Annotated in this window: 17 protein-coding genes; 6 read left to right on the top strand and 11 right to left on the bottom strand. The window is 70.3% G+C overall.

Features of this window, described 5'->3' with window-relative positions; translation table 11 throughout:
- Nucleotides 1-247, top strand: a 247-nt coding sequence (locus tag FGD71_RS42485; protein ID WP_181359386.1) for an L-serine ammonia-lyase, iron-sulfur-dependent, subunit alpha, incomplete at its 5' end; no start/stop codon positions are given.
- A 304-nt stretch (nucleotides 248-551) separates the two neighbouring features.
- Here FGD71_RS42485 and FGD71_RS42475 read toward each other — a convergent pair.
- Both FGD71_RS42475 and FGD71_RS42470 read right to left on the bottom strand, forming a co-directional pair.
- Nucleotides 552-1247, bottom strand: a complete 696-nt coding sequence (locus FGD71_RS42475; RefSeq protein ID WP_119105939.1) for a response regulator — start codon at nucleotides 1245-1247, stop codon at nucleotides 552-554.
- On the bottom strand, nucleotides 1232-2533 hold the full coding sequence (locus FGD71_RS42470; RefSeq protein WP_240437042.1) for a sensor histidine kinase: 1302 nt from the start codon (nucleotides 2531-2533) through the stop codon (nucleotides 1232-1234). The genes FGD71_RS42475 and FGD71_RS42470 overlap by 16 nt, the downstream gene beginning before the upstream one ends.
- A gap of 222 nt (nucleotides 2534-2755) precedes the next feature.
- Between FGD71_RS42470 and FGD71_RS42465 the strand changes: the two genes are divergently transcribed.
- From FGD71_RS42465 to FGD71_RS42450, 3 genes are all read left to right on the top strand, one after another.
- Nucleotides 2756-3448 carry an ABC transporter ATP-binding protein gene (locus tag FGD71_RS42465; protein ID WP_119105934.1) on the top strand — a complete coding sequence of 231 codons (693 nt, stop codon included), beginning with the start codon at nucleotides 2756-2758 and terminating at the stop codon, nucleotides 3446-3448.
- The gene (locus tag FGD71_RS42460) at nucleotides 3445-5829 is read left to right on the top strand and encodes an ABC transporter permease (RefSeq protein WP_119105933.1); all 2385 of its coding nucleotides are present in this window, start codon (nucleotides 3445-3447) and stop codon (nucleotides 5827-5829) included. The genes FGD71_RS42465 and FGD71_RS42460 overlap by 4 nt, the downstream gene beginning before the upstream one ends.
- Nucleotides 5830-6116: 287 nt before the next feature.
- The gene (locus FGD71_RS42450) at nucleotides 6117-6674 is read left to right on the top strand and encodes a glycoside hydrolase family 25 protein (protein WP_119105931.1); all 558 of its coding nucleotides are present in this window, start codon (nucleotides 6117-6119) and stop codon (nucleotides 6672-6674) included.
- Between the two features lie 41 nt (nucleotides 6675-6715).
- On the opposite strand, the gene FGD71_RS42445 is transcribed toward FGD71_RS42450, so the two are convergent.
- On the bottom strand, nucleotides 6716-7465 hold the full coding sequence (locus FGD71_RS42445) for an NADPH-dependent F420 reductase (RefSeq protein WP_276147190.1): 750 nt from the start codon (nucleotides 7463-7465) through the stop codon (nucleotides 6716-6718).
- 87 nt (nucleotides 7466-7552) lie between these two features.
- On the bottom strand, nucleotides 7553-7765 hold the full coding sequence (locus FGD71_RS42440) for an EF-hand domain-containing protein (RefSeq protein WP_119105929.1): 213 nt from the start codon (nucleotides 7763-7765) through the stop codon (nucleotides 7553-7555).
- Between the two features lie 93 nt (nucleotides 7766-7858).
- Between FGD71_RS42440 and FGD71_RS42435 the strand changes: the two genes are divergently transcribed.
- Nucleotides 7859-8497, top strand: coding sequence for a GNAT family N-acetyltransferase (locus FGD71_RS42435; RefSeq protein ID WP_119105928.1), 639 nt, complete (start codon nucleotides 7859-7861; stop codon nucleotides 8495-8497).
- 15 nt (nucleotides 8498-8512) lie between these two features.
- Here the strand turns inward: FGD71_RS42435 and FGD71_RS42430 are convergent, their stop codons facing one another.
- The 7 genes from FGD71_RS42430 to FGD71_RS42400 all read right to left on the bottom strand — a co-directional run bounded on the left by FGD71_RS42430 (nucleotide 8513) and on the right by FGD71_RS42400 (nucleotide 15724).
- On the bottom strand, nucleotides 8513-9157 hold the full coding sequence (locus tag FGD71_RS42430; RefSeq protein ID WP_119105927.1) for an ADP-ribosyltransferase: 645 nt from the start codon (nucleotides 9155-9157) through the stop codon (nucleotides 8513-8515).
- Nucleotides 9158-9247: 90 nt separating this feature from the next.
- Nucleotides 9248-10441, bottom strand: a complete 1194-nt coding sequence (locus tag FGD71_RS42425) for a YncE family protein (protein WP_119105926.1) — start codon at nucleotides 10439-10441, stop codon at nucleotides 9248-9250.
- A complete protein-coding gene (locus FGD71_RS42420) occupies nucleotides 10441-11199 on the bottom strand; it encodes a polysaccharide deacetylase family protein (RefSeq protein ID WP_240437041.1) in 759 nt (252 codons plus the stop codon). The genes FGD71_RS42425 and FGD71_RS42420 overlap by 1 nt, the downstream gene beginning before the upstream one ends.
- A gap of 138 nt (nucleotides 11200-11337) precedes the next feature.
- Nucleotides 11338-11841, bottom strand: a complete 504-nt coding sequence (locus FGD71_RS42415; protein ID WP_162931380.1) for an ATP-binding protein — start codon at nucleotides 11839-11841, stop codon at nucleotides 11338-11340.
- Between the two features lie 331 nt (nucleotides 11842-12172).
- On the bottom strand, nucleotides 12173-12940 hold the full coding sequence (locus tag FGD71_RS42410; RefSeq protein WP_119105924.1) for an enoyl-CoA hydratase/isomerase family protein: 768 nt from the start codon (nucleotides 12938-12940) through the stop codon (nucleotides 12173-12175).
- An 89-nt stretch (nucleotides 12941-13029) separates the two neighbouring features.
- Nucleotides 13030-14319 carry a L,D-transpeptidase gene (locus FGD71_RS42405; RefSeq protein ID WP_181359385.1) on the bottom strand — a complete coding sequence of 430 codons (1290 nt, stop codon included), beginning with the start codon at nucleotides 14317-14319 and terminating at the stop codon, nucleotides 13030-13032.
- A 172-nt stretch (nucleotides 14320-14491) separates the two neighbouring features.
- Nucleotides 14492-15724 carry a L,D-transpeptidase gene (locus FGD71_RS42400; protein WP_119105922.1) on the bottom strand — a complete coding sequence of 411 codons (1233 nt, stop codon included), beginning with the start codon at nucleotides 15722-15724 and terminating at the stop codon, nucleotides 14492-14494.
- Between the two features lie 157 nt (nucleotides 15725-15881).
- Here FGD71_RS42400 and glgX point away from each other — a divergent pair, with 157 nt between their 5' ends.
- The gene (gene glgX, locus FGD71_RS42395; protein WP_119105921.1) at nucleotides 15882-18188 is read left to right on the top strand and encodes a glycogen debranching protein GlgX; all 2307 of its coding nucleotides are present in this window, start codon (nucleotides 15882-15884) and stop codon (nucleotides 18186-18188) included.
- Nucleotides 18189-18250: the final 62 nt, after the last annotated feature.

The raw sequence follows: 18250 nt of genomic DNA, 5'->3' as shown, positions 1-18250 counted from the left end.
GGAACACAACCTCGGCCTGACCTGCGACCCCGTCGGCGGCCTCGTCCAGATCCCGTGCATCGAACGCAACGGCATGGCCGCCGCGAAGGCCGTGACGGCCGCCCGCATGGCGATGCGCGGCGACGGCTCCCACAAGGTGTCCCTCGACAAGGTCATCAAGACCATGAAGGACACGGGCGCCGACATGTCCGTGAAGTACAAGGAGACGGCGCGGGGCGGGCTCGCGGTGAACATCATCGAGTGCTGAGGGGATGGGCCCCGATCTCCATCGCGCGCCGCTCCGAGAGCGGGTGCCGCCCGCCCCCACCGCCAAGCAGCTGGGGGTGCTGCCACGGGTGCTGGTCCACTCCGCTGGTCCACTCCGGCGGGCGCAGCTAGGGCCTGTGTCGAAAGTGGCGTCGTCCGCCCGAAGGGCGGGCCGGGCGGCGTCTGGTGCGTGCTCTCGGCGTGCCGGGCGGAAGCCCTCGTACTGGACGTACGTGGGCTTTCGCCCGGTGCGGCGAGAGTGCGTGCCAGGCGTCGCCCGGCAGGCGCCACTTTCGACACAGGCCCTAGGAGCCCCCACCTCCCGGTGAGATCAGTCCCGTCTCGTACGCGAGGACGACGGCCTGGACGCGGTCGCGCAGATCCAGCTTTGACAAGATATGGCCGATATGCGTCTTGACTGTGGTCGGACTGAGGAACAAGCGGTCCGCGAGTTCGGCGTTGCTCAGGCCCGTCGCGAGCAGGCGGAGCACCTCCAGCTCGCGCGGGGTCAGGCCGGACAGATCGCGGTGCAGGGTGGTGGACGGCGCCTCATTGTGCGGGGCGAAGCGCTCGATCAGCCGGCGGGTGATCGTCGGCGCCAGCAGCGCATCGCCGGACTGCACCAGGCGCACGGCCGCCACCAGATGCTCCGGGGTGACGTCCTTGAGCAGGAAGCCGCTGGCGCCGGCGGCGAGCGCGGCGTAGACATAATGGTCGAGGTCGTAGGTGGTCAGGATGATGATCCTGGTGCTGTCCGGCCCGCCCCCGGCGAGGATCTGCCTGGTCGCTTCGATGCCGTCCATCTCAGGCATCCGGATGTCCATGAGCACGACGTCGGGCCGGGTGCGGCGGACCGCGGCGACCGCCTCGGCCCCGTCGGCCACCTCGGCCGTCACCTCGATCCCGTCGGCGGCGAGGATCATCCCGAAGCCGGTGCGCACCAAGGCCTGGTCGTCGGCGATGACAGCGCGCAGGGGCGGCCGGCTCACGCGTTCCGCCAGAGAACTCGAGCCTTGACCCGGAAGCCGCCGGCGAGGGTCGGCCCGGCAGTCATTTCGCCGTTGTACACCGCCAGCCGCTCGTGCAGCCCGATGAGGCCGCGTCCGCTGCCGTCCGCCGGCAGTGCCTCGCGCACTCCGCCGGTGTCGGTGGCCTCGATCTCCAGGCAGTTCTCGGTGTAGCCGATCACGACGGAGGCGTCGGCGCCGGGCGCGTGCTTGATCGTGTTGGTCAGCGCCTCCTGGACGACGCGGTACGCCGTGAGGTCGACCCCGGGCGGCAGCGGGTCTGGCGGCAGCGACACCGCCAGGCGCACCGGTGTCCCGGCGGCGCGCACCCGCTCGACCAGGGTGTCGAGCTGCCCGAGGCCGGGCTGGGGTTCGAGGCCGTCGGGGCGCTCGTGGTCGGGGGCGGCGAGCAGGCCCATCACATGGCGCAGCTCGGCCATGGCGGCACGGCCTCCGGCCTCGACCGCGAGCAGCGCCGCCTTCGACCGTTCGGGCGCCGAGTCCATCACCTTTCGCGCCGCGCCCGCCTGAATCACCATCACGCTCACATTGTGGGTCACGACGTCGTGCAGCTCGGCGGCGATCCGGGACCGCTCCTCCTCGACAGCCCGGCGCGTGGCCTCGTCCTGCGCCTGCTGCAGCTTCGCGTACCGGTCCCGGCTCGCCGCCAGTTGCCGCCGCCAGATCCGGACCAGGCCGGCCAGCACACCGGCGATCAGCAGCACGACCGCCGGGCTCGACCAGCCCGGAAGGATGGGTTCCGTCTCCCGGAACGCGAGGCCGGCCAGCACGGCGGCGACGACCATTCCGGCCATCGCCCATATCCTGTGGCGGCTGTGGACGACGGCGCTGTAGGCGCCGATGACGCAGGTCACCACGTTCATCCAGGTGGCGTCGTCGACCATGACCAGCGTCGCGCACATCACCACCGTGAACGCGGCCAGTGGATACCTTCGCCGGGCCGCCAGCGGCAGCGCCGACAGCACGACGAGTGGCCAGAGCACCGATGAGGACTCGTCCTCCGGCACCCTGATGACCGTCGGCGGCCGCGGGGGCACGGGCGGGGCCGGAGCGTCACCAGCGGTCTGGAGCGGTCCGCTGTCGGGATAACGCGCCGCCACGATCAGCGCGATGACGGTCAGCACGACCGCCAGCACCACATCGGTGCGCACCGCACCGCGCGACAGCGGGGCGGGCCTCACCTCCGGGCGCATCGCGCCGCGCAGCTGCTGACGCCATCCCGGCCGGTCGTCCGCGTCCACCTTGTCCACCGTGTCCACCGGCTCATTGTGCGGTTCGCTCCTTCGGGCCCGCATCAGTCTGCGCGACAAGGGCCCTTGCCCGTGAGGACTACGTCGCAGGGACGACCCCGCGGCCGGATCCTCCGCGGGAAGGGCCGGATGTCGGTGCCGCGGCCGACGCGTCCGGTGAGTGGCCGCCCCTACCTTCGCCGGAGCCGACAACCAGCAGAGCCCTCTCGACCGCGAAGGACGGACACTCCGATGACCCAGGTGATCCAACTGGAGGGCGTGGCCAAGCGCTACGACAACGCCGACGCGCCCGCGCTCGGACCGCTCACGCTCACCGTCGAACAGGGCGAAGCGCTCGCCGTGACCGGCCCCTCCGGTAGCGGCAAGTCCACGCTGCTGAACCTCGTCGCCGGCCTCGACAAGCCGACCGAAGGCGCCGTGACGGTGGCCGAGCAGCGGATCGACCAGCTGAGCGAGCACGCGCTGGCCCGGTTCCGCCGCGAGCAGATCGGCATGGTCTTCCAGTTCTTCAATCTGCTCGACGACCTCACCGTCGCCGACAACATCCAGCTCCCCGCGCAGCTGACCGGGACCGCGCGGCGCAAGGCGGCGGCCCGCGCCGGGGAGCTCATGGAAGTGCTGGGCATAGCCAAGCACGCCCGCGCCTACCCGGGCCGGCTGTCCGGTGGCGAACGCCAGCGGGTCGCGGTCGCCCGGGCGCTGGTCAACCGGCCCGCGCTGCTCCTCGCCGACGAACCGACCGGCGCGCTCGACACCGCCTCGGGCCACGACGTGCGGGAGCTGCTGGTGGATCTGCACCGCGGCGGGCAGACCATCGTGCTGGTCACGCATGACATGACGCTGGCTCAGGCGTGCGCGAGCCGCACCATTCATCTGGTCGACGGCCACCTCGCCCTCGACACACATGCGGAGGCCGTCCGATGAGCCTCTTCGGCACCGGCGCGCTCGGCCGCGTCGTACGCTCCGGCGTGGGCAGGCGCCGGGTGCAGACGGTGGTGATCGCCGTGGCCACCATGATGGCCGTCGCCGCGGCCGTGGTCGCCGGGTCACTCATCGTCGCCTCGAACGCCCCCTTCGACCACGCCTTCGCGCAGCAGAACGGTCCGCATATCACCGCGCAGTTCGATCCGGCCAAGGTGAGTGCGGCGCAGCTGGAGGAGACCGGGCGGCTGAACGGCGTCACCGCGAGCGCGGGGCCGTACCCGACCACGACCATCCGCCCGGTGGATTCGAATGGCGGGCACCTGCCGGCGCTGACCCTGGCAGGGCGGTCCGCTCCGCATGGCGACGTGGACGACCTGGACGTGAAGTCCGGCCGCTGGGCGGCGAAGCCGGGCGAGGTCGTACTCTCCGCGTCGTTCACCGGACCCTTCCTCAAGGTCGGCTCCACCCTGAAAACTTCGGACGATGCCGGCAGCGCGACCCTCACGGTCGTCGGTTTCGCGGTGTCGGCCGGCAAGACCGCCGACGCCTGGGCGACCCCCGGGCAGGTCAGCGCGCTGGCCTCGGAGGACAGTCCCGTCACGAGCCAGATGCTCTACCGCTTCGACTCCGCGGGAACGAAGGGGCAGATCGCCGCCGACCGGAAGACGCTCGCCGCCGCCGTACCGTCAGGGGCCCTGCTGAGCACCCAGTCCTATCTGGACACCAAGCGCGCCGCCGATCGGGGCGCGGCGCCGACCATCCCGTTCCTGGTGGCCTTCGGCGTGCTCGGCATCGTGATGTCGGTGATCATCGTCAGCAGCGTGATCAGCGGTGCGGTCGGCACCAGCCTGCGCAGGATCGGCATCCTCAAGGCCATCGGCTTCACCCCGCGCGAGGTCGTGCGGGCCTATGTGGCCCAGGCTCTGATCCCGGCCGGCGCCGGAATCGCGCTCGGGGTGGTGCTGGGCAATCTGCTGGCCGCTCCGCTGCTGGCGGACACCGAGCAGGTGTACGGCAGCGCCTCGCTGACCGTGGCCTGGTGGGTGGACGTCGTTGTGCCGGCCGTCGCGCTGCTGATCGTCGGTATCGCGGCGCTGGTCCCCGCACTGCGGGCGGGGAGGCTGCGTACGGTCGAGGCCATCGCGGTCGGCCGGGCACCCCGCACGGGGCGCGGGCAGTGGGCGCACCGGGCGGCAGGGCGGCTGCCGCTGCCACGGGCGGTGACCTACGGTCTCGCCGGCCCCTTCGCGCATCCGGTCCGTACGGCCGCGATGCTGCTCGCGGTGGCCTTCGGCACGGTCGCGGCGACCTTCGCGGTGGGGCTGACCTCCTCCCTGAACGCGGTCGGCAACGCGCAGGATCCCGAGGACCGTGCCGCGGTCACCGCCATCAGCGGCGGACCGACCGTCGCGGGCGGCGCCGAAGGCGGCGGACCTCGCTCCGGGGGAGGCAACCTCCGTCCTCCGTCCGCCGACCCGGCGAAGGTCCGCGCTGCCATCAAGGCGCAGTCCGGCACCGCTTCGTACTACGGCATGTCCCAGACCGACGTCACCGTGGCCGGGGTCTCCGGCTCGGTCAGGGCCACCCTGTACCAGGGCGATTCACGTCCCGGCAGCTACGAGATGATCTCCGGGCACTGGATCACCGGCGCGGGGCAGGTCGTCGTGCCCACCCATTTCCTGGAACGAACCGGAACCAAGATCGGCGACACAGTGCGGGTGACCCTCGGCAAGGACACGGAGACCCTGCGGATCGTCGGCGAGGCCTTCGACACCGAAAACGACGGCCTGTCGATCCACGCCGACCTCGCCGGCTTCGCGGGAGCCGAACCCCAGGTCTTCCAGATCGAGGTGAAGCCGGGGGTCTCCCCCGCTGCGTACGCCGAGAAGCTCACCGCGGTGGTGGAGCCACTGGGAGGCCACGCCATGGCCAACTCCCCCTCCGAACAGGAGAACATGATCCTCATCCTGGACGCGATGGCGGTGCTGCTCACCCTCATGCTGGTCTCCGTGGCGGGCCTCGGCGTGCTCAACTCCGTCGTCCTCGACACCCGGGAGCGCGTCCACGACCTGGGCGTCTGCAAGGCGCTCGGCATGTCTCCGCGGCAGACCGTGAGCCTCGTGCTCGCCTCGGTGGCCGGGATCGGCGTGCTCGGCGGTCTGATCGGGCTGCCTGCCGGGTTCGCGCTGCACGGGTTCGTACTGCCGGTGATGGGGCACGCGGCAGGCACCAATCTGCCGCCGTCGGTCCTCGATGTGTACAGCGCTCCTCAGCTGGTGCTGCTGGGACTGGCCGGCATCGTGATCGCCATGCTGGGTGCGCTGCTCCCGGCCGGCTGGGCGGCCAAGTCCCGCACGGCCACGGCGCTGCGCACGGAGTAGCACCGCTCAGCGCGTGACCACCCGGGTCAGGTTCGCCAGGTCCCCAGAGGTCAGGCTGCCGTGCGGCCACAGGCGTGCGGAAAACTCCCGTTTGCAGCAGCGGCTGGCCGACCTCTGCCCCACGTTCACGACGGCGCAGGCACACCAGGCCCTGCTCTCTTCCGGAAGGGTGGAATGGGGCGAAGTAGGGGAAAAGCAAGGTAGTTGAGTGCTTCACCCGCTCTTTCCGTACTCCTGTGCCTACCCCACTCCCCCCACCTGTCTCCCCACGCACGGAGGAATGCCCCATGCTGCGCGGCATCGATGTCAGTTCCCACCAGTCGTCCTCGTTCGACACCGACGGCCTGTCCTTCGTCTTCATCAAGGCGACGGAGGGCCGTTCGTACGTCAACCCGAAACTCGGCGCCCAGACGAAGGCGGCCCGCGACGGCGGCTGCGTGGTCGGCTTCTACCACTTCCTGTGGCCCGGCAACCTCACCGCCCAGGCCGAGTACTTCGTCAGCAAGGCCCCGGAGAAGGCGGGCGAACTCCTCGCCGTCGACTGGGAAACGACGAGCGAGGGCACGCACGCGAGCAACGCCGAGAAGGACCGCTTCATCCGCAAGGTGAAGGAACTGCGGCCGAACCACCGGGTCGTTCTGTACTGCAACAGAAACTACTGGCTGAACGTCGACACCACCTCGTACGCGGGTGACGGTCTGTGGATCGCGGATTACGTCACCGCCGGCAAGCCCCGCATCAAGGCGAAGTGGCGCTTCCACCAGTACACCGACAACCCGCTGGACAAGAACGTCGCCGACTTCGCGAGCAAGGCAGCACTCCGCGAGTGGGCCACCGGCGGCTGAGGCCCGCCCTCACCTACCGTGCGGCCGGGCCGACACGGGACCTAGGCCCGGAAGTCCGCCGTGCGCTCCGCTGACGCCTCGGCCAGGGCCTTGGTGACCGCCTCGGTCCCGGCCTGGAGGCCGTAGACCGGGGTACCGGGCTGCTGACGCCAGGAGTCGTCGAGGGTGCCGGAGTCGACCGTGTCGAAGCCGAGTTCGTCGATGAGGCCGCGGACGACGCGCTTGGCCGCCTCGTCGTCGCCGGCGACCGGGAGGGCCATGCGGCCGGGGGCGCCTGCGGGGCCGGGGCGGTCGAGGATGTCCTGGGCGTACGTGCCGTTGAAGGCCTTGATGACCGTGTGGCCGATCTGCTGGGCGGTCCAGCGGCTCTCCGTCAGGCCCTCGTCCTCGATCGCGGCGATCTTGCCGTCGCGCTGCCGCGGGTAGTAGTTGCCGGTGTCGATCACGGCGACACCGTCCGCCGCCTCGTCGAGGAAGCCGGACGGCAGGTCCGGTACGGCCTTCAAGGGGACGGTGACGACGACGAGTTCCGCGCCACGGGCGACATCGGCGACCGTGGCGGCCGTGGCTCCGGTCTCCTCGGCGAGCGCGGTGAGGGTGTGCGGACCGCGGGAGTTCGCGACGGACACGTCGTGGCCAAGGGCAGTGAGCCGCCGGGTGAGGTTTCCGCCGATGTTGCCCGCGCCGATGATGCCGATCTTCATGGCTCGCCCTTCCGGGGGGTCGGTGCTTCCGCTCTGACGGGGACACCAACCTGCGGACGGGACGGGATATTCCGGACCACGGTTCACGAAGCGACCGCGTGACGGAGGACGCTCGACGAAAGGGCGCTCCCGCGCGACCCGCGGGGGCGCCCTCTCGTGCTCAGTCCGCTCGGCTCACTTGTTCAGGTGGGCCCAGAACTCGTCGAAGGAGAGGAGCTTGTCGTGGTTGCTGTCCTGGGCGGCGATCACGGCCTCCGCCACGGCCTCCGTGACGTTCCAGTCTCCGCCCTGGGCCAGGGCGGTCTTGAACTCGGCGGCGGTGATGAACCCGTCACCGTCCACGTCGATCCGCTCGAACGCCTTGCGTGCTTCCTCGATGTCCGCCACCGGGTCCGCCCCTTCGTGCTGTATCCATATCCATGCCTTGCTGACGGAGGTCAGATTAACCGCCCGGCGGAGCGACGGGGGGAAGGGGATCTCATGCCTGGAAGTCTGCGGGACATTCTCGACGCGGCGGCCCGGGGAGTGTTCCCGCCGCCGGACGGCGGCACCACCGTCGTGCCGCAGCACGCTCACCGCGACGCAGGGGTGCTGGCCTTCACGGCACACTCCGTCGTCTTCACGGACGAGGATCCTGACTGGGTGTACGCCACGCTGCGCGCGCTCGACTGCGATGCGCTCGCCGCGACCATGAACCCGCGGTTCCTCGCCGCGTTCATGGCGCGTACGGGGCGTACGACGGACACGATCGACCTGATGACGGTCGCCGCGCCGCTGCCCGGACCGCCCCCGGTCGAGCCGGCCCCCCTCGACGACCCCGACCATCCCCGGGTCGTCCGCGCCCGCGAGCGGCGCGGCGACGTGCGCGTGTGGGCGGCCGAAGGAGGGGTGCTCGTTCTGGGGCGCGGGGTCGCGGGGCGGCTGGAGGCCGCGATCGAGGTGGACGAGGAGGTCCGGCACCGGGGTCTGGGCCGTGCGCTGGCCTCGGCGGCGCGCCATCTGAGTGGGGGTGAGCCGGTGTGGGCCCAGCTGGCCGCGGGGAACGCCCGCAGCGTGCGGGCGTTCCAGGCGGCCGGGTTCCGCCCGGTCGGGGCGGAGGCCCTGCTCGACGCGCCCTGAGACGCGGAGGGACGCTCAGTGCCAGGGCTCGTAGTACGGGTTGCTCTCGCAGTCACTCATGATCTCGGTCTTTGTCGCCTTGTCGACCGGGCAGACGCCGATGATGTACTGGCGCGCGATACCGCCGGGGAAGGCGACCTCGACCTGGTCGGCCCACTTGTGGGTGTCGCCGATGGTCTTGTTGACGTCCACACCGCCGGGGGCGTCGATGTAGTAGTTGAAGCCGCTCTTCCACCATGTCTTGTAGAGGTCGTGGTCGTAGGTCGTGGAGACGTACGGCGAGGGCTGGTTGACGAGGACGTACTTCTCGATGTCGTACTGGCCGTTGACGACGTCCTTGGGGTGGAAGCCCTGCTCGAAGACGATCGAGGGGCCCCGGCGGTCGCTGCGGTAGAGCGTGCCGCAGGACGTGCGCCAGACGGGGTCGGGCGTGATGCGGTCGACGTCCACGCGGCGGTCGACGGCGGCGTGGACGGGGTCGGCGAACTGGGGGCAGTCGGGAGCGGCGGCCTTCGCGGGGGATTTCGTCGGTGATGTGGCGGGTGATGTGGCGGGTGCCTTCGCCGGCTCGGCGTGGAGCGTCGCCGCCGAGGTCGCGAAGACGGCGGACAGGGACAGGACGACGGCAGCGGCCCGCCGCCGCAGGCGAGTTGTGATCATGCGGAGCACGATCTCGGTTCTGCGGGGGCGGGCCGTGGATCGTCACTCGTACGGCGGCGTGTCCCGCGGCCGACGCCAACAGCCGTCCTCTCAGCGGAAGATGCCCGTGTGTCCGAGCGAGTAGCGGCCCGGCTGCGGATACACCGCGAGCCCGTGCGGACCGCTGCCGACGGGGATGCGGGCCAGCTGGACGCCGGTACGTGTGTCGATGGCGTACACCTCGGAGTCGTAACGGCCGGAGAGCCAGAGGACCTTGCCGTCGCTCGAGACGCCGCCCATGTCGGGGCTGCCGCCGTCCGGCAGACGCCACTTCTTGGTCAGCTTGTCCTGGGCGAAGTCGAAGACCGAGACGGTGCCCTCGCCGCGGTTCGAGACGTACATCTCGTGGGAGTCACGGCTGATGTACAGGCCGTGGCAGCCTTTGCCGGTGGGCAGGAGCTTCGGCTCGTCGAACCTGTCGCCGTTCAGCACCCACATGCCGTGGGCCATCATGTCGGCGACGTAGAACGTCTTCCCGTCCGGCGAGATCTTCACGTCCTGCGGCATGGCTCCCTCGAAGGGCAGCTTCTGCTGGCCGACGACCTTCATCCGCTCCGTGTCGACCTTCAACAGTTCGCCGCTGAACTCGCAGGAGACGATGAAGTACCGGCCGTCCAGGGAGAAGTCGGCGTGATTGACGCCGTAGCAGCTGACCGGTTCGGTCTTGACGGGCTTCATGGTGTGCGGGTCGCGGAAGACCAGTTCGCGGTCGAGCGAGGCCATGACGATGGCGTACTTGCCGTTCGGCGTGAAGTACAGGTTGTAGGGGTCGTGGACGTCGACCGGGTCGCCCGCCTTGCCCGTCTTCGGGTCGATGGGCGTCAGCGTGTGTCCCCGGTTGTTGTTGACCCAGAGGGTCTTCAGGTCCCAGGAGGGGACGACGTGCTGGGGCTGGACGCCGACCGGGATCGTCTCGATGACCTCGTACGTCTTGGGGTCGATGACGGACACGGTGTTGGAATTGGTGTTGGGGACGTAGACGCGGGACGGGAAGTCCTTGACCACCGGGGACAGTTTGCCGGAGCGGTTGGCGGCGTAGACGTCGGTCTTGTCGAGGACGGGCGGCATACCGGGCAGGCCGTCGATCTCGGGTTCGGCGGGCTTGACGGGCTTGACGGGTTTGACGGGCTCGACCCCGCCGAGGGTCTCCGTCGCCTGGCGCTTGGGCTCGGCGCCACAGCCGAGGAGGGCGGCGGCGAGTACGGCGCCCGCGATCAGGGCGCGCTGGGTGAGGTTCCGGTGCATCAGCTCAGCAACTCCGTGGTGGTCACGGCGCGCAGGCCGCGGCGATCGAGTTCTTCCAGGACGGCGGGGAGCGCGGCGACCGTGTCCGCGTACCCGAAGTGCAGGCTCACCACCGAGCCGCCCTGGATCCGGGAGGTGATCCTGCGGGTGACGGCCGGGGCGCCGGGCGAGGTGAAGTCGAGCGAGTCGACGTCGTACGAGAGGACGTGCGGGTAGCCCGCGCGGCGGGCCAGGCGCTCGACGAGCGGGGAGGCCCGCGCGGCGCGTGAGGGTCTGAACCAGGTGCCGATCGATCCGGTGAGCCGGCGCAGCCGCTCGGCGCACCCGCTGATCTCGGCGTATGCCTCCGCCTCGGGCAGCGCGTTGATGTCGACGTGGCGCTGGGTGTGGTTGCCGAGGTCGTGCCCGCCGTCGAGGATCCGGCGGGCCAGTTCCGGGTACGCGTCGAGCCAGCTGCCGACGGCGAGAACGGTGAGGCGGGCGCCGCCCTTCTCCGCCTCGTCGAGCAGCGCGCGGGCGAGGGCGGGGTCGCCCTGTCCGTGGAAGGTGAGCGCGACCCGGGGTCGGTCGCGGGGGCCGTGCTCGATCTGGACGGGCCGGCGGGGGAAGGCGCGGGGAGCGGGCGCCACGGAGGGCGTACGGGGCGGGGCGGCCGGGCGCGCGACGGTCGAGCCGTTCATGGAACACCCGGTGAGCGCGCCCGCCGCGGCGAGTCCCGCACCCGTCCGGAGGGCCGCACGGCGGTCGGTCGTGGTCACCCGTGCCATTTAAGGGTGTTTCACGCCGAATCGCGGTCATTGAGCTGTTTGACGAAGAGTGCGGGTCGCGAACACGCGCCGCCCACACCGCGCGCACAGGAGGGCCGGCGCGAACGCCTGGCCCGAGCCATGGAGGCGTCAGTGGTCCGGGACGCGCATCTCGAACCAGGTCGTCTTGCCGCGGGGCAGCAGGTCGACGCCCCAGCGGTCGGAGAGCTTGTCGACGAGGAACAGACCGCGCCCGCTGAGGTCCATGTCCCGCACGGGCATGAGACAGGGCAGGCCGCGGGAGGGATCCCGGACCTCGACACGGATCCAGCCCGGGCGACGCCGCATCCGGAGCCCGAAGACGCGGGCGCCGGTGTGCCGTACGGCGTTGCCGACGAGTTCGGAGACCAGCAGTACGGCGTCCTCGGTCGTTTTCGGAGAGAGCCCCCACTGACGCAGGACCACGACCTGGGCCAGCCGGCGCGCGCTCGCCGCCGACTCGGGGCGGGACGGCAACGGAACCTCGGCCTTCGTCGGATTGCCGAACAACTCCAGTGCCTTGAGCGCGTGTTCGTCCTCGACACCGGGCGACCAGCGCGCCGCGGTCGCACTCGCGTGCCGCCGCGGCTGTTCCATACCCTCCAGCCCCGCCATGCCCCCATCATGGCCGCCCCGAGCACCCTTGGGGGCCGTTCCGGAGGAATACGCCCGGGGAAATCCCCTCTTTCACACCATCCGTTCGGCATATGCCACAGGCAGTGCAGCGACCGGCACAGCCCGACTGACCTGCGCGTACGACCTACTTCGGGGCAATCGCCGACTGCCCCGGCCAAGGCAGCCTCAGGGCTGCCTCGTGACTGCCTCAAGGCTCATGCAAAACCGCCCCTTCGGGGGAACACCGGGTAAGACATGGCGTCAACTGCAAGTGGTTCAGGAGGATTTACCGAAGGAATTCGACGCCCCTTTGCCGCCTGGGACGGCTCCCTCAGAGGAACTTCGCCTTCCCCGGCCCCTCCTCCACAAAGCTCCGCATCCCCCGCTCCCGGTCCTCGGTCGCGAACAGCCCCGCGAACCAGTTGCGCTCCACCGCGAGCCCGGTCTCGATGTCCGTCTCCAGCCCCATGTCCACCGACTCCTTGGCGGCCCGCAGCGCCAGCGCCGGCCCTTGCGCCAGCTTGGACGCCCATGCGTGCGCCTGCTCGTACACCTCGGCGGCCGGCACGACCCGGTCCACCAGGCCGAGGGCGAGAGCCTCGTCGGCCTTGACCATGCGGCCGGTGAAGATGAGGTCCTTGGCCTTGGACGGGCCGATCAGCCGGGCCAGGCGCTGGGTGCCGCCCGCGCCGGGGATCAGGCCGAGCAGGATCTCCGGCTGGCCCAGCTTCGCGTTGTCCGCGGCGATGCGGTAGTCGGCGCACAGCGTCAACTCGCAGCCCCCGCCCAGCGCGTACCCGGTGACGGCGGCGACGACCGGCTTGGGGATGCGGGTCACGGCGGTGAAGGAGTCCTGCAGGGCCCGGGAGCGTACGACCATCGCCGCATGGTCCATGGCCTGCATCTCCTTGATGTCCGCGCCCGCCGCGAACACCTTCTCGCCGCCGTAGAGGACCACCGCGCGTACGTCGTCGCGACGGGTGGCCTCCTCGGCGAGTTCCTTGAGCCGGTCCTGCGTGGCGATGTCCAGCGCGTTCATGGGCGGACGGTCGAGGCGGATCGTGCCGACACCTTCGGCGACTTCGAGATGCACAGTCATGAGGGCAGGTTAACGGGGACTAACGACAATGGCCCGGTGTGCTGAGTCACAGCACACCGGGCCCGTACACCTCGACTTCGAAAAGGCTCCTACGCCTTCCACTTCTCCCAGGACATGTTCCAGCCGTTGAGGCCGTTGTCCGGCTGGATGGTCGTGTCCTTCGAGTTCTTCACGATCACGACGTCACCGAGGATCGAGTTGTCGAAGAACCACGCGGCGGGCTGCTTCCCGTCCCAGGCGCCCTTCACGTCCCTCAGGCCGACGCACCCGTGGCTGACGTTCTGGTTCCCCGGCGCGTACGGCGCCCAGTAGTTGCCGTGGATGAAGGTGCCCGAGGTCGACAGGCGCATCGCGTGCGGTACGTCCTTGATGTCGTACTCGCCCTTGCCGTCGGGGCGTGTGAACCCGACCGTGGCGCCGTTCATGCGAGTCACCTTGTGCTTCTCGCTGATGACCATCTGGCCGTTGTAGGTCGGCGTCGAGGGCGCCCCGGACGTGATGGGAATCGTCTTGATGAGCTTGCCGTCGCGGACGACCTTCATCTTCTTGCTCTTGGCGTCGACCGTGGACACCTGGCTGCGGCCGATGGTGAACTCGACGGTCTTGGCCTGCTCTCCGTAGACGCCGGGCCGGCCCTCCAGGCCGTCGAGGTCGAGGTCGACCGTCACCTTCGTACCGGGCTTCCAGTATTTCTCCGGGCGGAAGTCCAGCCGGTCGTTGCCGAACCAGTGGCCCTCGACGTCCACCGCGGGCTCGGTCTTCACGCGTATGGCTTTCTCGACGTCCTCGGGGTGGGTGATGCCCCGGTCGAAGCGGATCGAGAAGGGCATTCCCACGCCGACCTTGGAACCGTCCTCGGGTGTGAAGATGCCGACGAAGGTGTTCTTCGGGGTCAGCGTGGTGAAGGTGGACTCCTCGGCCGCCCGGCGGCCTTCGGAGTCCTTGGCTATCGCGTGGACCTTGTACTTCGTGGCGGACGCCAGGTGGTCGGCGGGCGTCCAGCTCGCCCCGTCGCCAGTTATCTCGCCCTCGACCGGCTCGCCTTTGGTGTTCTCCACCTTGACCTCGGTCAGTTTGCCCTTGGCGGCGGTGACCTTGAGGGCGCCGCTGGTGTCCACGTCGTCGGCGCCGTTCTTGGGCGCTATCGTCACGACGGCCCGCGATGTCTTGGTGTCGGCCCGGCCGGAGCCGCCCTTGCCGTCCTGGTCACCGCCGGAGCCCGAGTCCGAGCCCCCTCCTCCGCCGCCGCACGCCGTCACGGCGAGCAGCAGCATGCCGAATATGAGTGCCAGAACCCCCTTGCGCCCACGCCCCCCAGAGCTCTTGCGTTCGCGCCCCCGCGCGCCAACCGACGCCCTCGATATCGGTCGCCCGTTCAAGCTGTTTCTCCCCTCGCACGGCCCGGGTCACAGGCCCGCACTACGGCACGCCCCATGCGCGCACCGCGTCAATTAATCACACGGCCAGGACCGGTGGCTCCCGGCAATTGTCACTGTTCAGTTCCAACTGCCGGGGTGAGCAGCCACTTCCTGCACCTACCCCCATGCCGGTCTACTTCACCGCGGAGCCGGCCTGCCACTCCTTCCACGTCATGTTCCACCCTCCGAGGCCGTTGTCGGGAGCGACCTTCTTGTCATTGCTGTTCACGACCTCGACGACATCGCCGATGATGCTGCGGTCGAAGAACCAGCCCGCCGGGGTCGCGGAACTGCCGCCCTTCACATCACGCAGGCCCACACAGCCGTGGCTGACATTGCGGTTGCCGAACACGCCCCGCGCCCAGTAGTTGCCGTGCAGGAAGGTCCCGGAGCTGGTGAGCCGCATCGCGTGGGGGACGTCCGGGATGTCGTACTCGCCCCTGCCGTCGGCGCGCCTGAACCCGACGGTGGCGCCGTTCATCCGGGTCACCTCGAGCATCTCGCTGATCACCATCTTCCCGTTGTACGTCGTCGTCCGGGGGGCGCCCGCGGTGATCGGCACGTTGGCGAGGAGCTTGCCGTCGCGGCGTACCTCCATGGTGTGGTCGGCGGCGTCGACGAGGCTGACCTGGCTGCGGCCCACCGTGAAGGAGAAGCTCTTGTGCTGGAGCCCGTACACCCCGGGCGCCGCCTCGACGTCCCGCAGCCGCAGGTCGACGGTGACCTCCGTGCCGGGTTTCCAGTACTTCTCGGGCCGGAAGTCCAGGCGGCCCTTGCCGAACCAGTGCGGGCGGACGTCGACGGCGGGACGCGACCGCACCCGGATCGCGCGCTCGACGGCGGCGCGGTTGCCGATCTCGCGGTTGAACTCCAGGGAGACGATCATTCCGGTGCCGACGGTCGACCGGTTCTCGGGGGTGACGTATCCGATGAACCGCTTGGCGGGGACGTGCGTCGTGAACGTCACGTGCCGCGCCATCCGCCGCCCGTGTCCGTCGAGCGCGACCGCGTCCACCGTGTACTTGGCGGCCAGTGCCAGCCTGCCGCTTCCTTCCGGCACCCAGGTCGTGCCGTCCTCGACGATCCGGCCGGGCACCGGGGACTCCTGTGCGTCCTGCGACTTGACGACCTTCACGGACTCCAGCCGTCCGTCCGGCACCTGAACCTTCAGCTTCTCGTTCGGGCGTACCTCCTTGCTCCCGTCGTCCGGCCAGACGCGGATCGCGTCCTCGGGCGAGCCGTCCTTGCCGAGCATCCCGTCGACCCCGTCGAAGGAGCATCCCGTGGCTCCGGCCAGCAGACCTGCCCATGTCAGTACGGCGGCCAGCACGGCCCCTGCGCGCCGCGCGCGTCTTTGTTCGTGCATCACGTGGGGCCCAACGACGTGCCCCCTCCTGGGGAAACGTGAGTGCGAGCCCCGCTGTGGGCAGAACAGTGGGAAGGACGACGCGACGGGGAGCCACGGCAGGGACGCCGTGCGCTCTTCTTGGCGCCGTTCAACCGAGCCGCTGGAGGTTGAACAGGTGTCGAGCGCACCCGAGCAGGAGGCAGAGAAGGAGGGGCGCGCCCCGGGCAGCGGGGTGCCCGCTCAAGGAGAGCGCGCCCCGGGCGGCGGGCTGTCCGCGCACCCGTCCACCGTGCTGAACGGCACGCGGCGCACGGCGCCCGTCGTACCCGTATGGCCGGGCGCCCCGACGCCGCTGGGCGCGCGCTTCCGGGTCGGCCCCGACGGTGTCGCGGGCACCAACTTCGCGCTCTGGGCGGGCGGGGCGGAGTCGGTCGAGCTGTGCCTGTTCGACGACGAGGGTGTGGAGACCCGGCTGCCGCTGGCCGAGCTGACCCACGAGATCTGGCACGGCTTCGTACCCGGTGTGCGGCCGGGCCAGCGGTACGGCTACCGCGTGCACGGCCGTTGGGATCCGTGGACCGGCGCCCGCTGGAACCCGGCGAAGCTCCTCCTCGACCCGTACGCGCGTGCCGTGGACGGCGCCGAGGGGAACGACTACACCAGCCTGCCGCCGGAGGTGTACGGACACGTCCGCGACTGGCCGCAGCAGCAGGTCGCCGACACGGTGCGCGACGACCGGGACTCGGCGCCGTACGTTCCGAAGGGTGTCGTCGTCCACGATGACGACGACTGGGCGGACGACCGGCGCCCGAAGACGCCGTGGGCGGACTCGGTCATCTACGAGGTGCACGTACGCGGCTTCACGCGCCTGCACCCCGACATCCCCGAGGAGCTGCGGGGCACCTACGCCGGGTTGGCCCATCCGGCGGCGATCAGCCATCTCCTGCGGCTCGGGGTGACCGCTGTCGAACTCCTGCCCGTGCACCAGTTCGCGCACGAGGACCATCTGCTGCGGCGAGGGCTGAGGAACTACTGGGGATACAACTCCATCGGCTACTTCGCCCCGCACGCGGCGTACGCGGCGTGCGGCACGCAGGGGCAGCAGGTCGGCGAGTTCAAACGGATGGTGCGGGCGCTGCACGCGGCAGGGATCGAGGTGATCCTCGACGTGGTCTACAACCACACCGCGGAGGCGAGCGAGCTGGGCCCGATGCTGTCGATGCGCGGCATCGACAACCGCGGCTATTACCGCCTCCAGTCCGACGCCCGGCGGTACGCGGACTACACGGGGTGCGGCAACACGCTGCATGTGGTGCAGCCGCACGTTCTGCGGCTCATCACCGACTCCCTGCGGTACTGGGTGACGGAGATGGGGGTGGACGGCTTCCGCTTCGACCTGGCGGCGGCACTCGCCCGGTCGATGCACGACGTCGACATGCTGTCCCCCTTCCTCGCCGTCATCGCCCAGGATCCGGTGCTGCGGCGGGTGAAGCTGATCGCGGAGCCGTGGGACGTGGGCTCGGGCGGGTACCAGGTGGGGGCGTTCCCTCCGCTGTGGACGGAGTGGAACGACCGCTACCGGAACGCGGTGCGGGACTTCTGGCGGGGCGCTCTGCCGGATGTGCGGGACCTGGGTTACCGGCTGTCGGGTTCGAGCGACCTGTACGCGTGGGGCGGCCGTCGTCCGTACGCGTCCGTGAACTTCGTGACGGCCCACGACGGATTCACCCTCCGGGACCTGGTGTCGTACGAGCGCAAGCACAACGAGGCCAACGGCGAGGGAAACCGGGACGGCACCGACGACAACCGGTCGTGGAACTGCGGGGCGGAGGGGGAGACGGATGACGCGCGCATCCGTGCGTCGCGACGGCGTCAGCTGCGCAATCTGCTGACCACGCTGTTGCTGTCGACCGGTGTGCCGATGCTCGTGGCGGGTGACGAGCTGGGGCGGACGCAGCACGGGAACAACAACGCGTACTGCCAGGACAACGAGGTCAGCTGGGTCGACTGGGGGCTGCTGGACGATCCCGGCTGGCGGGCGCTGTTCGACCTGACGTCCCGGCTGATCGCTCTCCGGCACGCCCATCCGGTGCTGCGGCGGCGGGCGTTCTTCTCCGGACGGGCGCATTCCGCGGACGGGTTGCGGGATCTGGCCTGGTTCACGGAGCGGGGGACGGAGATGACCGAGCGGGACTGGTACGCGCCGGCCGCGACGCTCGGGATGTACCTGTCGGGTCGTGACATCCCTGGGCGTGACGCGCGGGGCGTCCCCGTCACGGACGACAGCTTCCTCGCGATCCTGCACGCGGGCGACCGGCCCGCGAGCTTCGTCCTTCCCGGTCCGCCGTGGGCGGACCGCTACGAGGTCGTCGTCGATACGGCGCGCGAGCAGCAGGCGGAGGCGCCGGGGGTGGTTCATCGGGCCGGGACGGTCGTGGAGGTACCGGCCCGGGCGGTGTTGTTGCTGCGGGTGGCGGGCTGAGCGGGTCGCACGTCATACAACCCGACCTCGACCTCACGCTGCTGTCCGGCCGACCGGGTCCT

It is taken from the genome of Streptomyces sporangiiformans, from assembly GCF_005768555.2.
GTDB lineage: Bacteria > Actinomycetota > Actinomycetes > Streptomycetales > Streptomycetaceae > Streptomyces > Streptomyces sporangiiformans.
Note: the sequence above shows the minus strand (reverse complement) of the source record. Positions and strands in the feature narration are given on the sequence as shown.

What these genes read in the sequence shown, in the direction of transcription:
- FGD71_RS42465 (WP_119105934.1), top strand. Translation starts at nt 2,756, where the DNA reads ATGACCCAGGTGATCCAACTGGAGGGCGTGGCCAAGCGCTACGACAAC.
- FGD71_RS42460 (WP_119105933.1), top strand. Translation starts at nt 3,445, where the DNA reads ATGAGCCTCTTCGGCACCGGCGCGCTCGGCCGCGTCGTACGCTCCGGC.
- FGD71_RS42450 (WP_119105931.1), top strand. Translation starts at nt 6,117, where the DNA reads ATGCTGCGCGGCATCGATGTCAGTTCCCACCAGTCGTCCTCGTTCGAC.
- FGD71_RS42435 (WP_119105928.1), top strand. Translation starts at nt 7,859, where the DNA reads ATGCCTGGAAGTCTGCGGGACATTCTCGACGCGGCGGCCCGGGGAGTG.
- FGD71_RS42430 (WP_119105927.1), bottom strand. Translation starts at nt 9,157, where the DNA reads ATGATCACAACTCGCCTGCGGCGGCGGGCCGCTGCCGTCGTCCTGTCC.
- FGD71_RS42425 (WP_119105926.1), bottom strand. Translation starts at nt 10,441, where the DNA reads ATGCACCGGAACCTCACCCAGCGCGCCCTGATCGCGGGCGCCGTACTC.
- FGD71_RS42415 (WP_162931380.1), bottom strand. Translation starts at nt 11,841, where the DNA reads ATGGCGGGGCTGGAGGGTATGGAACAGCCGCGGCGGCACGCGAGTGCG.
- FGD71_RS42410 (WP_119105924.1), bottom strand. Translation starts at nt 12,940, where the DNA reads ATGACTGTGCATCTCGAAGTCGCCGAAGGTGTCGGCACGATCCGCCTC.
- FGD71_RS42400 (WP_119105922.1), bottom strand. Translation starts at nt 15,724, where the DNA reads ATGCACGAACAAAGACGCGCGCGGCGCGCAGGGGCCGTGCTGGCCGCC.